Here is a 12926-nt window from a genome sequence, read left to right as displayed (position 1 = left end):
TCCAGATCGGGACCGCTGCCTCAGCCCTTCTGTTCCTGCCACTTGGCATAGGGGATGCGCGGCACCTCGAAGCGGTCAGTCGTGCGGGTGTACCAGCCGCCGCCATGCATGCGGCCCACCAGGTCCAGCTTGGGGGTGTCGATGTAGTGCTTCTCGGCGTTCAGCACCGCCTCATCGGCCACATACATGCCCACCACCTTGCCCAGCAGGATGTTGTGGTGGCCCACGGGGATGATCTGGAAGGTCTCGCATTCCAGCGCGACGGGGCTTTCGGCGATGCGCGGCGGCTTCACCTTCACGGACGGCGCGGTGGTCAGGCCGGCGGCGGCCAGCTCGTCGGTGCCGGGCGGGAAGTCGGTCGCGGTGATGTTCATGCCCTCCATGGCCGAATAGGGCACGAGGCAGACGGTGAACTGGCCGGTGGCCTTCACATTGGCCAGCGTGTCCTTCAGCGGGCCCTCGGGGCGGGGGCCGCAGCCCACACCGATCACGACCGGGTCGTTGGAGAAGGCATTGAAGAAGGAGTAGGGGGCGGCGTTCACCACGCCGTCCGCATCCTGGCTGACGATCCAGGCGATGGGGCGGGGCACCACGGTGGAGGTGACGAGCTTGTAGCGCTCGACCGGGGGCAGGGCTTCGAAGTCGAAGTTCATGACGCTGTCCTTTGGGGCTTGGAGCGATATCGCCCGGGAATTTTCCGGCTGTCGAGGGGGCGTTCATGCTCGGTTAGTTGCTGGGGCTTCATCTTCCGCGCCGACAGGAAACTTTCGGAGCGTCGGGATGCGGCTGTTCAGCAATCTTTCGGTTGGCAAGAAACTCGCGGTCAGTTCGGGCTTCACCATGGTGATGCTGGGTGCGCTGGTGGTCATGGTGCGCTCCGATGCCGGTACCGCGCAGGATGCCACCCAGGCGCAGAACCGCGCGGCGCAGGCCCAGGTCGCCGCCTTCGGCGCGGTGGAGGAGGCGCTGAACGCCACTCTGGCCCAGCGCGGCGTGCTGCTGGCCCAGAGCATCCCCGATGTGCAGGCCGAGAACGACGCGATGCGCCAGGCGGCGGAACGCGCGCGTGGCCTGGCGACCCGCGCGGCGGAGCTGGCCGCGGTGCCGGCGGCACGCCAGGCCCTGCAGGCCGCCGTGACGCAGATCAGCGCCCTGATCGAGACCTTCGAGGCCGTGGCCGAGCGCCGTTCGGAGGTGATCCGCATCCGCGATGAGCGCCTGCTGCCCCGCATGCCGGAATTCGACCAGGCCTATGAGGCGCTGGCGGCCAATATCGGCTTCGCGCTGCAGGGCGACCAGCTGGACAACGCGCGCGATGTGCTCGGCACCTACCTGACCGCGCTGACCGAGGTGCGGGTGGGGGTGAACCTCTATCTCGCCTCGGGCGCCGAAAGCGCCGCGGCCCGGGTTCGCCGTGCCTCCAGCCAGCAGCGCGTGCATATCCGCAGGCTTGAGAGCGCGATGCCCGAGAGCCTCAAGACCGATGCCCGCCGCATGGGCCAGATCGGTGAGGAGATCGTGCGCCAAGCCGATGCGCTGATCGCGGCCAACGCCGCCATCGCCGCCCTGCGCGCCGAACGCTCCGTGCCGCAGCGCCGCGCCTTGCAGGAGGATCTGAACCGCGCCGCCACCCATCTGAACGAAGGCGTGGTCCAGGCGGTCGCGACCTCCCGCTCCGCTGTCTCCAGCATGAACGACAACACGCTCTATACCGGCGGTGCGGTGGCGCTGGTGCTGCTGGTGTCGGGCTTCCTGCTGACGCGGGCGATCGGCGCGCCGCTGCGCGCCATGGCCGGGCTGATGGACAGCATCGCCAGCGGCGAGACCAGCCAGAAGGTGCCCTTCCAGGACCGTGGCGACGAGATCGGCCGCATCGCCAAGGCGCTGGAGACGCTGCGCCAGGCGGCCGCCCGCGCCTTCGGCCAGGGCCAGATGCTGGAGCAGATGGCGATCGGCGTGATGACCGCGAACCCCGCCAATGATTTCCGCATCGACTACATGAACCCCGAGAGCCGCAACCTGGTCCGCCAGGTGGAGCATATGCTGCCGGTGAAGGCCGATGGCCTGATGGGGCAGAGCATCGACGTGTTCCACAAGGAACCCGAGCGCATCCGCGCCCTGCTGGCCAGGCCCGAGAACCTGCCGCACCAGACGCGCATCCGCCTGGGCGACGAGGCGCTGGACCTGCGCATCAGCGCCATCCGCGACCAGAAGGGCCAATACGCCTCTGCCATGCTGATGTGGTCCAACGTGACCGCCCAGGTGAAGCTGGCCGACCAGTTCGAGGCCGAGATCGGTTCCGTCGTGCAGTCCGTCGCGGCATCCGCCACGCAGATGCAGCAGGGCGCCGCGACCGTCAGCGAGGCCGCCGACATCAGCGGGCGTGAGGCCGATGCGGTGGCCGAGGTCTCGGGCCGTGCCGGCAATGACGTGCAGGCGGTGGCGGCCAGCGCCGAGGAACTGGCGGCCTCGGTCGCCGAGATCACCCGCCAGGTGGGTGAGGGTGCGCAGGTCGCGCGTTCCGCCGCCGAGGAAGCGCGCGCCACCGACAGCACCGTGCAGGGTCTGGTGCAGGCCGCGGCCCGCATCGGTGACGTGGTGCGCCTCATCAGCGACATCGCCGGCCAGACCAACCTGTTGGCGCTGAACGCGACGATCGAGGCCGCCCGCGCCGGTGAGGCCGGCAAGGGCTTTGCGGTGGTGGCCAGCGAAGTGAAGTCGCTCGCCAGCCAGACGGCCAAGGCGACGGAGGAGATCGCGGCGCAGATCAACTCCATCCAGGGCACGACCGATGAGGCCGCGACCGCCCTTCGCAACATCGGCGCCACCATCGAACGCATGAACGAGGTGACGACCGCCATCGCCGGCGCGGTGGAGGAACAGGGTGCCGCGACCCGCGAGATCGCCCGCAGCGCGGCCCAGGTGGCCGAGGGCACGGGGGCCGTGGTGCGGCGCATCGGCGATGTGCAGCGCGCGGCGGGCGCCACGGGCGGTGCTGCGCGGGATATGCTGGGTGCCGCCCGCACGCTGACGGACCAGGCGGCAATCCTTCGCGAGAAGGCGGATACCTTCCTGAAGAATGTGAGGGCTTAAGAGTAACGTTCTTTTTTGTAAAAAAAGGAACCAAAAAACTTTTACGAGTACTCCGGGTTCCGGAGGACCATTTCAGGCTGATCCTCCGGAACCTTAAAAGACAAAAGTCTTTTTGCTTTTTTTTCTACAGAAAAAGAAGAATCCTACACCCCATACAGCGCCTTCGCCGCCTGCGCGCTGATCAGCCCGTCCTCGACGTCCGCCTTCACCAGCGCCACGTCGCGTTCCTTCGGGTCGCCCATGCCGCCGCCGCCCGGCAGGTGCAGCACCAGGTGCCGGCCCTTCGGCACCACCTGGAAGCCCTTGCTGCGCAGCTGGGTGCCGTTGGCGTCATCCAGCAGCACGCGCCCGCCCGCGCCCTCGCCGCCGCCGAAGCGGCCCTTCGGCGCGTTGGCCACGCGGTCGAAGATGGCGTTCACCGCGAATTCGGCCTCGCCCTTGGTGCCGATTTCCATGATCTGGCCGAAGCCGCCGCGCGTGCGGCCGGGGCCCGCGCTGTCCGGGCGCAGTTCCTTGCGCCAGAAGATCACGGGGGCGACGTTCTCGGTCGCTTCCACCGGCATGGTGCGCACGCCGGAGGGGAAGGCGATGCCGTCCATGCCGTCCTTCGTGGGGCGCGCGCCGGTGCCGCCGGAATTGAAGCTGATGACCTCGAAATCCTCGACCTCGGCGTTCTGGCCGCTAACCTGGCTGCCGCCGCGCAGCGGCGGGTTCCACAGGCAGGAGCTGCCTTCGGCATTCACGCGGTCCGGCACGGCCTGGGCCAGGCAGCCCATCATCAGGTCCGGCAGCAGCTGGCCCACGATGTGGCGCACGCTGACCGGGTAGGGGCGCGGCGCGTTGAGGATGCAGCCCTCCGGGATCTCCATGCGGAAGGGCAGCAGGGAGGCCCAGTTGTTCGGGATCTCGGGCGCCACGACGCATTTGATGCCGAAGCAGGAATAGGCGCGGCAATAGGCCGGCGGCACGTTGATGCCGCGGCTGGACAGGCCGGAAGTGCCGTTGAAGTCCACCACGATCTCGTCGGTGCGCACGTTCAGCGCGGCATGCAGCGCCACCGGCGCCTCATAGCCGTCCGAGTGAATCTCGGCCTTGTAGGTGCCGTGGGGCAGGGCGTTGATGGCCGCGCGGGTGGCGGTGATCGAGGCCTCGAAGATATAGGCCGCGAGGTCGTCCAGCCCATCCAGCCTGTATTCCGCCAGCATCTCGGCCAGGCGCTTGGCGCCCGCGTCGTTGCAGGCACACAGCGAGTAGACATCGCCCTCAAGCTCCACCGGCGTGCGGGAGCCCGCGCGCAGGAAGTCGAAGAAGGTCTCGTTGGGCTTGCCCTGGTCGAAGCACTTCACGATCGGGATATACAGGCCTTCCTCGAACACCGAGCGCCCGTCGGGGCCCATGCCGAGGCCGCCGATGTCGATGATGTGCGCGGTGTTCGCGAACAGGCCGACGATGCGGCCGTCATGGAAGGCCGGCGTGACCACGGTCAGGTCATGCAGGTGCCCGGTGCCGAGCCAGGGGTCGTTGGTGATGTAGTGGTCGCCCGGCTTCATGGAGGCCGCGGGGAACTTGGCCAGGAAGTGCCCCACGCTCTCGGCCATGGAGTTCACATGGCCCGGCGTGCCGGTCACGGCCTGGGCCAGCATGCGGCCCTGCAGGTCGAAGACGCCGGCCGAAAGGTCACCGGCCTCTCGCACCGTGGTGGAGAAGGCGGTGCGGATCATCACCTGCGCCTGCTCCTCCACCACCGCGATCAGGCGGTTCCACTGGATCTGGCGCTGGATCTGTTCGAGTGCGGACATGGGCTCAGCCCTCCTTCACCAGTTCGAGATAGCCGAGACCATCCACCGCGCAGGTCCAGCCCGGACCCACCAGCGTGCTCGTCTCGTCTTCCGCGATGATCGCGGGGCCGGCGATCTTGCAGCCCGGCGCCATCTCCTCGCGGTTATAGATCGCCCAGTCGCGCACCTCGCCGGTCGCGGTGTCGCGCACCTGCTGGTGGCGGATGGGCTTGGGCGCGGGCGCGGCCTCGGGGGCGGCGACCGGCTCCGCTTCCTCGACCAGGGTCGAGACGGTGACGGCGAAGCTCATGATCTCCACGTCGCTGCCGGGCACCGGGCGGTCGTAGAAGCGCGCGTATTCGGTGTCATAGGCCGCGCGCAGGTCGATCACGTCCTGCTCGGACAGGTCACGCGCCGGCATCACCACCGCGATCTCATGACCCTGGCCGACATAGCGCATGTAGGCGATGCGGTGCTCGGTGGTCTCCGCGCCGAAGCTGCCATTGGCCACGACGCGCGAGGCCTCCTCGGACATCTCGGCCAGCAGCCCGTTCACCGCCGCGCGGTCGAAGCTCATGAAGCGCTGGTACAGGCTGCGCACCACCTCATAGGCGACGGGCGCGCGCAGGAAGCCGATGGCGCTGCCCACGCCGGCACCTGACGGCACCAGCATGCGGTTCACGCCGATCTTCTCGCACACCCGGTAGCCATGCACCGGGCCGCCGCCGCCGAAGGCCACGACCGCGCGGGCCTCATAGGTCTTGCCGCTTTCGATGGCATGGACGCGGGCCGCATTGGCCATGTTCTCGTCCACCATCTCGACCACGCCGAGGGCGGCCATCGGCGCCTCCAGCTTCAGCGCCTTGCCCACATGCTCGGCCATCGCGGCCGTGGACTGGTCGGGGTGCAGCGCCAGGTTGCCGCCCGCGAAGGTCGCGGGGTCGTACCGGCCGAGCAGCAGGTTCGCGTCGGTCACGGCCGGCTTGTCGCCGCCGCGGCCATAGCAGGCGGGGCCGGGGTCGGAACCGGCGCTCTCGGGGCCGACCTGGATGCGGCCCATGGCATCGACCTTGGCGAGCGACCCGCCGCCCGCGCCGATCTCCACCATCTCGATCACGGGGATGCGCAGCGGCATGCCCGAGCCCTTCTGGAAGCGGCCGATACGCGCCACCTCGAACACGCGGGAAGCCTGGGGGGTGTACCCGTCGATCAGGCAGACCTTGGCCGTGGTGCCGCCCATGTCGAAGGACAGCACCTTGCCCCAGCCCTTCTGGCGCGCGACATGGGCGGAGAAGATGGCGCCGCCGGCCGGGCCGCTCTCGACCAGGCGGATCGGGAAGCGCGAGGCGGTCTCGATGGTGGTCAGGCCGCCGCCGGACAGCATCATGAACACCGGCGCCGCCATGCCCATGGCGTTCAGCCCCTCACGCAGGCGGGCCAGATAGCCCGCCATCAGCGGCTGCACATAGGCGTTGGCGACGGTGGTGGAGAAGCGTTCCCATTCGCGCATCTCGGGCGAGACTTCGCAGGAGAGGGAGATCGGCGCCTCGGGCCACACGTCGCGCACGATCTCGGCGGCGCGCTTCTCATGGGCCGGGTTCACGAAGCCATGCAGGAAGCCGATGGCGATGGCCTGCATGCCCTCCTCGCGCAGGAAGCGGGCGGCTGCGGCCACCTGGGCCTCGTCCAGCGGGCGCAGCACCTTGCCGGCATTGTCCAGGCGCTCGGTCACCGTCACGCGGTGGCGGCGGCGGACCAGGGGGCGGGGGATCTCGATGTTCAGGTCATACTGGTCGTAGCGGCTCTCATTGCCCAGCGCCAACACGTCCCGGAAGCCTTCGGTGGTGATGAAGCCGGTGGGGGCGCCCTTGCGCTCGATGATGGCGTTGGTCGCCAGCGTGGTGCCGTGGATCATCACCTCGACGTCGCCGGGCGTGAGGGCCGCGCGGGCGAGGGCGACCTTCACCCCCTCCAGCACGCCGAGTTCGGGTGCCTTGGGGGTGGTCAGCACCTTGGAGGTCCAGCGCTGGCCGTCCTTCTCCAGGGCCACATCGGTAAAGGTGCCGCCGATATCGGCGGCGATGCGGGCGCGCGCCGGGGGCGTTATGCTATCGCTCATTGAGTGACGTCCTGAAGCCAACGGGTGATGACCTGGCAGGCGAGCGCGAAGTCTTCCGCGCGCATCGCCTCATGGGGGTTATGGCTGCCGTTCTGGTTGCGCACGAACAGCATGGCGCCGGGCACGCCGGCCTGCACGAAGGCGGCGGTATCGTGGCCCGCGCCCGAAGCCATGGAGATATGCCCGACCTTGAGGTCGTCGGCGGCCTTGGCGAGGCCCGCCTGCATCGCGGCATCCATGATCGAAGGGGTGGAGCCGCTCTCGGTGCCCAGTTCGAACGTCACGCCGCGCCGCGCCTCGATCTCCGCGATCAGCTGGTGCAGGCGCGCGACCATCAGGTCGCAGTTCTCCATGTTCACCGCGCGGATATCGAGGCTGAACTTCACCTCGCCCGAGATCTTGGTGAAGCCGGCGTCGGCGGTCGTCGCCATCTCGCAGAAGGTGACGACCATGCGCCGGCCCTGCGCGTCCAACTCGCACCAGTATTCGTCCAGGCGATAGGCGAGCTCGGCGGCGGCGGCCACCGCGTCCTTGCGGTATTTGCGGGCCGTGGCGCCGGAGTGGTTGTACTCACCCACCACGCGCGCCGCGCGGAAGCGCCGGCTGCCCGGAATGCCGGTGACAATGCCGAGCGGCTTGCCCTCGCCCTCCAGCGTCGGGCCCTGCTCGATGTGCAGTTCCAGGAAACCCGCGACGTTATGCGGGCCCAGCACCTTCTTGCCGGCCTCGGCAAAGGAAGGGTCGAAGCCTTCCTCGCGCATGTGCTCGGCCAGGCTGCGGCCCGAATCGCGGCGCTTTACCGCGAGGTCGGCCGCGGTGAGCATGCCCAGCGAGCCGCGGCTGCCGGGGTAGCTGGTGGGGAACCACTCGCCCGCTTCCTCGGCGCGGATGCACATGACGGTGACATCCTGCGCGGGGGTGTAGCCCGCCTTCACCAGCCCCGCGACGGCGGCGAGGCCCGCCAGCACGCCGGCCGCACCATCGAAATTGCCGCCCTGGGCCACGCTGTCCAGGTGGCTGCCCAGCACGATCGCGGGGCGGCTGCGGTCGGCACCCGGCAAGGTGAGGTACTGGTTGCCGATCGGATCGACGCGGCGTTCGAGGCCGAGCTTGTCGCCTTCCTCGGCCAGCAGCGCATGGGCCATGGCCTCGCCCTCGCCATAGGCGGTGCGGGTGATGCCCACGCCGTCGAAGCTGCGCTCACGCAGCGTGTCGAACAGGCGTTCCGCCAGCTCGGTGTCGGGGGCAAGGTTGGTACTCATGCGATCGGAAAGCCTCTCGGAGAAACAAAGAAGGGGCGCGGCATAACCACGCCCCTGAAGATGGGTTCAGAAGCCCCGCACCATGCCGCCGTCGATGCGGATGATCTCGCCCGTCATGTACGCCGCGAGCGGGGAGGCCATGAAGGCGATGGCCGGGCCGAACTCGCCGGGCTGGCCGTAACGCTGGGCGGGGATGGTCTTGCTGCGCTCGGCGATCACCTCGTCCACCGACTTGCCGCTCTTGGCGCCCAGGCTCTTGGCGGTCTCGACGCTGCGGTCGGTGCGGATGGCGCCGGGGGCGGCCACGTTCACCGTCACACCGTCGCCGGCCACCTCGGCCGAGAGCGTCTTGAGATAGCCCAGCAGCGCGGCCCGCAGCGTGTTGGACAGTACCAGGTTCGGGATGGGCTGCTGCAGCCCCGTGCTGCCGATGTTGATGATGCGGCCATAGCCGCCGGCGCGCATGCCGGGCAGCAGCTTCTTCACGATATGGATCGGCGCCTGGACGATGCGCTGGAACCAGGGCGCCAGGTCCTCCTCCTTCATGTCCACGGCGGTGGAGGGCGGCGGGCCGCCATGGTTCAGCACCAGGATGTCCACGCCGCCCAGCGCCGCCACGGCGCCGTCGGCCAGCTTGTCCATGTCCTCGTTGCTCGCGACATCGGCCGGAATGCCCACGGCCTTGGGCGCGCCCATCGCCATCAGCTCGGCCGCGACCGCGTCCAGGCTCTCCTGGCTGCGGCCGCTGATCACCAGCGACACGCCCTCGCGCGCCAGCGCCTCGGCCGCCGAGCGGCCCAGCCCCTTGCTCGCGCCCATCACGATGGCGCGCTTACCCGTCAGGCCCAGATCCATGATTCTTCTCCCGTGTGCGGCCGCGGACGATCCAACACGCGGCCCCGGGTGGCAAGCCGGGGGGGCTTCGCTATTGTCGCGACGCGTCAAAGGAATTGCCCATGCCGAAGCCTGTCCTGTTGCTCACCCGCCTGCTGCCGCCCGCGATCGAGGCACGGGCCGCGCGCGACTACAGCGTGGTGAACAACCCGACGGACGCGCCCTGGTACAAGGACGGCACCGAGATCGCGCGGCGCGCGGAAGGGGCGTCGGGCATCCTGATCGCGGCGGGCGATCCGTTCAACGCGGCCACCATCGCGGCGCTGCCGGCCTCGGTGAAGGTGATCTCGACCTTCTCGGTCGGCACCGACCACATCGACCTGAAGGCCGCCGCCGCGCGCGGCATCATGGTGACCAACACGCCCGACGTGCTGTCCTTCGCCACCGCCGAGATCGCCTTCACCCTGCTGCTGATGGCAGCCCGCCGCGCGGGCGAGGGCGAGCGCATGGTGCGCGCCGGCCAGTGGGAAGGATGGGCCCCCACCCAGCTGATGGGCGTGACGCTGCAGGGCAAGCGGCTGGGCATCCTGGGCTATGGCCGCATCGGGCGCGAGATGGGCGTGATGGCCAAGGGCTTCGGCATGGAGCTGCACTACCGCAACAACCGCCGCCTGGCCCCCGAGCTGGAGAATGGCGCCCAGTACCATGACAGCGACGAAGGCTTCCTCGGCGCCATCGACATCCTCTCCATGCACATACCCGGCGGCGCCGCGACGGCCAAATGGCTGAACGCCACCCGCATCGGGCAAATGCGGCAGGGCGCCATCGTCATCAACACCGGGCGCGGCAGCACCGTGGACGACGAAGCCCTCATCGCCGCGCTCAAGACCGGACGCATCCGCGCCGCGGGCCTGGACGTGTTCGACGGCGAGCCGCGTGTGAACCCGGGCTATCTGGGCCTCGAGAACGTGGCCCTGCTGCCGCACCTCGGCAGCGCCACCATCGAAACCCGCGACCGCATGGGCAACCTGGCCCTCGACAACCTCGACGCCGTGCTGCTGCGCGGCGAGAACCCGCCGGCGCTGGTGGGCTGAGGGGAGCCCCGGGGTTTCACCCCGGACCCCGACCAGGGCTCTGCCCTGGACCCGCCAAAGGCCGAAAGGCCTTTGGAAACCGAGGGCTGAAAGTGTGAGGAAGGGGCTGCGAAGGCGTGCTGGGTCGAAGCGCGCTTTGAGCCCCTTCTTCACACTTTCATATAGCTCATGGGGGTCCAGGGGCCCCAGGCTCCTGGCGGGGGTGCCGGGGGCAGAGCCCCTGGCTGGGGGGTCGGGGGCGAAGCCCCTGAGGCGCCGCCCCTCAGCCGCCCAGCGCGGCCGCGATCGCCTCGCGCAGTACTTGCGCGCTGTGGCGCAGGGCCTGGGTTTCGCTGTCGTCCAGTTCGGGCAGCAGGGGTGCCGAGGCGCCGCGGGCGCCCAGGACGTGGGGCAGGGAGATGCAGGTATCCGGAATGCCCAGCACGTCATCCATGACGGTGGAGACGCTGAAGATCGTGCCTTCGTCGTTCACCAGCGCCTGGGTCAGCCGGGCGATGCACCCGCCGATGCCGAAGTTGGACACGCCCTTGCCTTCCTTGATGCGATAGGCGGAGGTGCGGACCTCCTGCGCGATCCTGGCCTGCCAGTCGGGCGGCAGGTCCACGCCCATGCGTTCCGCGAACAGCGCGATGGGCAGGCTGCCGGCCCGGGCTCCGGACCAGTGCAGCACCTCGGAATCGCCGTGCTCACCCAGCACCTGGGCATGGACGGAGGTGGGGGAGAGGCCGAACTGCCGGGCGAGCCGGTCCTTGAAGCGGGCTGAATCGAGCGCGCAGCCGGTGCCGATGGCGCGCCCGGGGGCCACGCCGAAGCGGCGAACGGCCAGGGCCGGCATCACGTCCACCGGGTTGGTCGCGAACAGCAGCAGCGTGTCGGGGGCCGCCTTCAGCACCTGCTCGATGATGGCAGAGACGATGCGCACATTGGCCGCCAGCAGGTCCAGCCGCGTCTGGCCGGGCTTGAGGTTGGCGCCCGCCGTGATCACCACCACGTCGGCGCCCGCCAGGTCCGCGTAGTCGCCGCCGCGCACCAGCCCCGCGCGGGCGAAGGCCGCGGCGTGGGCGATGTCGGCGGCCTCGCTGTCGGCCCGGGCGCGGTCGAGGTCGACCAGCACCACCTCCCGCACGCCGGGCGTGAAGGAGAGGAGATAGCCCGCGGAGGCGCCGACCTGGCCCGCGCCGATGATCCCTACCTTGCCGGCCATCACAGCACCCCCATCATCGGCCAGACGGTGGCCGAGAGCAGCACGATCAGCAGCAGCCCCGCGATGGTGACGACGGTGCCTACCTTGGCGAACTGAGCGATGGTGAAGCTGCCGGTGCCGTAGCACAGCATGTTCTGCGGCGCGTTGGTCGGCAGGACGAAGCCGAAGGAGACGACGAAGCTCTGGATCAGCACGATGCCGAAGGCGGTCTCCCTGCCGTAGGGCAGCGTGTTGGCGAAGGCGATCATGATCGGGATCAGTGTGCTGGCGAGGCCGGTGGCCGAGGCGAAGCCCAGATGCAGCACGATGCTGAACAGCGACAGCGCGCCCACCACCATGAACACCGGCAGCGCCCCGAGGCCGAGCTGCCCCAGCGTCGCCTGGGCCAGCCAGGCGGCGGCTCCCGTGGTGGACATCAGCGTGCCGAGCGAGATGCCGGCGGCGAACAGCACGACCGTGCCCCAGGGAATGAGCTTCTCGGCCTGGGCCCAGTGCATGACGCCGATGCGCGGCATCAGCAGCAGCGCGATGCCGAGCTGGGTGGTGGTCGTGGTGTCGAAGGGGTGCAGCATGCCCTCGGTGGACCACAGCACCAGCAGCAGCAGCGCGACCGACATCAGGCGCCATTCGACGGCGCTGACGGGGCCGAGCTTGGCCAGCTCCTCACGCAGGCGTGCCTCGGCTTCCTCCTTGGCGGGCACGTCCGGGCGCAGGATCAGCAGGGCCGCGACATACAGCACCACGCACATGCCGATGGTGAAGGGCAGGGCGGTCACGAACCAGCCGCCCCAGGTGACGGTGTGGCCGAAGGATTGCTGCATGAAGTTCAGGCTGATGATGTTCTGCGCCGCACCCGTCTTCACCGCCATGTTGAAGACGGAGCAGGCGGCGGCGGTCACGATCATCAGCGTGGCGCCCAGGCTGCTGGCGGCCGGCAGGCCGAGGGCGGCCACGATGCCCGCCATGATCGGGATGACCGCACCCACGCGCGCGGTGGCGGACGGGATGAACAGCGCCAGCACGAAGCCCACCAGCATCGCCCCCAGGATGAGGCGCGAGCGGGAGATGCCCACCTTGCTCATCACCAGCAGCGCCACGCGCCGGTCGAGCCCGGTGAGCTTCAGCGCCACCGCCAGGAACAGGGCGGCCGCGACCAGCAGCACGGCGGTGGAGGAGAAGCCCGTGAGCATGGAGGTGAGGGCGGCGGTGGAGTTCATGGGTGGCCCGCCCGCGCGCAAGGGCTTGCCCATCAGCCCCAGCACCGCGAAGCCCACCAGCAGGATGGCGCTGGTGGCCGGGGAGACGCATTCGCTGATCCAGAGCACGATGACGAAGACGAGCAGGCCGAGCGCCACCTGGCCCGAGGCCGTCAGCCCCGTGGGCGTGGGCAGGAACAGAACGCCCAGGTAAAGCGCGATGGCGACGAACAGCCAGACCAGCTTCCGGTTGGAATCCGGCTCTGGCGGCGAAATGAAGTTGAAGCTCACGGATCAGGTCCCTTGATACCGGCCGGAACATGCGCCGGAACGGACCTGATTCCCT

9 protein-coding genes are annotated in these 12926 nt (G+C 69.3%); 2 read left to right on the top strand and 7 right to left on the bottom strand.

Going from position 1 to position 12926, the window contains the following annotated elements; all coding sequences use genetic code 11:
* Positions 1 to 20: 20 nt before the first annotated feature.
* Complete coding sequence (locus tag EOD42_RS21805) at positions 21 to 653, bottom strand: flavin reductase family protein (RefSeq protein ID WP_127789706.1); 633 nt, start codon at positions 651 to 653, stop codon at positions 21 to 23.
* A 127-nt stretch (positions 654 to 780) separates the two neighbouring features.
* Here EOD42_RS21805 and EOD42_RS26420 point away from each other — a divergent pair, with 127 nt between their 5' ends.
* A complete protein-coding gene (locus EOD42_RS26420; protein WP_240655248.1) occupies positions 781 to 3093 on the top strand; it encodes a methyl-accepting chemotaxis protein in 2313 nt (770 codons plus the stop codon).
* A gap of 143 nt (positions 3094 to 3236) precedes the next feature.
* Here the strand turns inward: EOD42_RS26420 and EOD42_RS21795 are convergent, their stop codons facing one another.
* The 4 genes from EOD42_RS21795 to EOD42_RS21780 all read right to left on the bottom strand — a co-directional run bounded on the left by EOD42_RS21795 (position 3237) and on the right by EOD42_RS21780 (position 9107).
* Positions 3237 to 4892: a hydantoinase B/oxoprolinase family protein gene (locus EOD42_RS21795; RefSeq protein WP_127789705.1), complete on the bottom strand. Its 1656-nt coding sequence runs from the start codon at positions 4890 to 4892 to the stop codon at positions 3237 to 3239.
* Positions 4893 to 4896: 4 nt separating this feature from the next.
* A complete protein-coding gene (locus EOD42_RS21790) occupies positions 4897 to 6990 on the bottom strand; it encodes a hydantoinase/oxoprolinase family protein (RefSeq protein ID WP_127789704.1) in 2094 nt (697 codons plus the stop codon).
* Positions 6987 to 8252 carry a hydantoinase/carbamoylase family amidase gene (locus EOD42_RS21785; protein ID WP_127789703.1) on the bottom strand — a complete coding sequence of 422 codons (1266 nt, stop codon included), beginning with the start codon at positions 8250 to 8252 and terminating at the stop codon, positions 6987 to 6989. The genes EOD42_RS21790 and EOD42_RS21785 overlap by 4 nt, the downstream gene beginning before the upstream one ends.
* Before the next feature lie 66 nt (positions 8253 to 8318).
* Positions 8319 to 9107, bottom strand: coding sequence for an SDR family oxidoreductase (locus EOD42_RS21780; protein WP_127789702.1), 789 nt, complete (start codon positions 9105 to 9107; stop codon positions 8319 to 8321).
* 101 nt (positions 9108 to 9208) lie between these two features.
* Here EOD42_RS21780 and EOD42_RS21775 point away from each other — a divergent pair, with 101 nt between their 5' ends.
* Complete coding sequence (locus EOD42_RS21775) at positions 9209 to 10180, top strand: 2-hydroxyacid dehydrogenase (protein WP_127789701.1); 972 nt, start codon at positions 9209 to 9211, stop codon at positions 10178 to 10180.
* Positions 10181 to 10442: 262 nt separating this feature from the next.
* Here the strand turns inward: EOD42_RS21775 and EOD42_RS21770 are convergent, their stop codons facing one another.
* Together EOD42_RS21770 and EOD42_RS21765 are read right to left on the bottom strand one after the other, a co-directional pair.
* Positions 10443 to 11384 carry a lactate/malate family dehydrogenase gene (locus EOD42_RS21770; protein WP_127789700.1) on the bottom strand — a complete coding sequence of 314 codons (942 nt, stop codon included), beginning with the start codon at positions 11382 to 11384 and terminating at the stop codon, positions 10443 to 10445.
* Positions 11384 to 12871, bottom strand: coding sequence for an SLC13 family permease (locus EOD42_RS21765; protein ID WP_127789699.1), 1488 nt, complete (start codon positions 12869 to 12871; stop codon positions 11384 to 11386). Before EOD42_RS21765 ends, EOD42_RS21770 begins: the two co-directional genes overlap by 1 nt.
* Between the last annotated feature and the right edge of the window lie 55 nt (positions 12872 to 12926).

Origin of the sequence: Rhodovarius crocodyli (genome assembly GCF_004005855.1) — a bacterium.
GTDB lineage: Bacteria > Pseudomonadota > Alphaproteobacteria > Acetobacterales > Acetobacteraceae > Rhodovarius > Rhodovarius crocodyli.
This window is presented reverse-complemented; position numbering and strand designations above follow the sequence as displayed.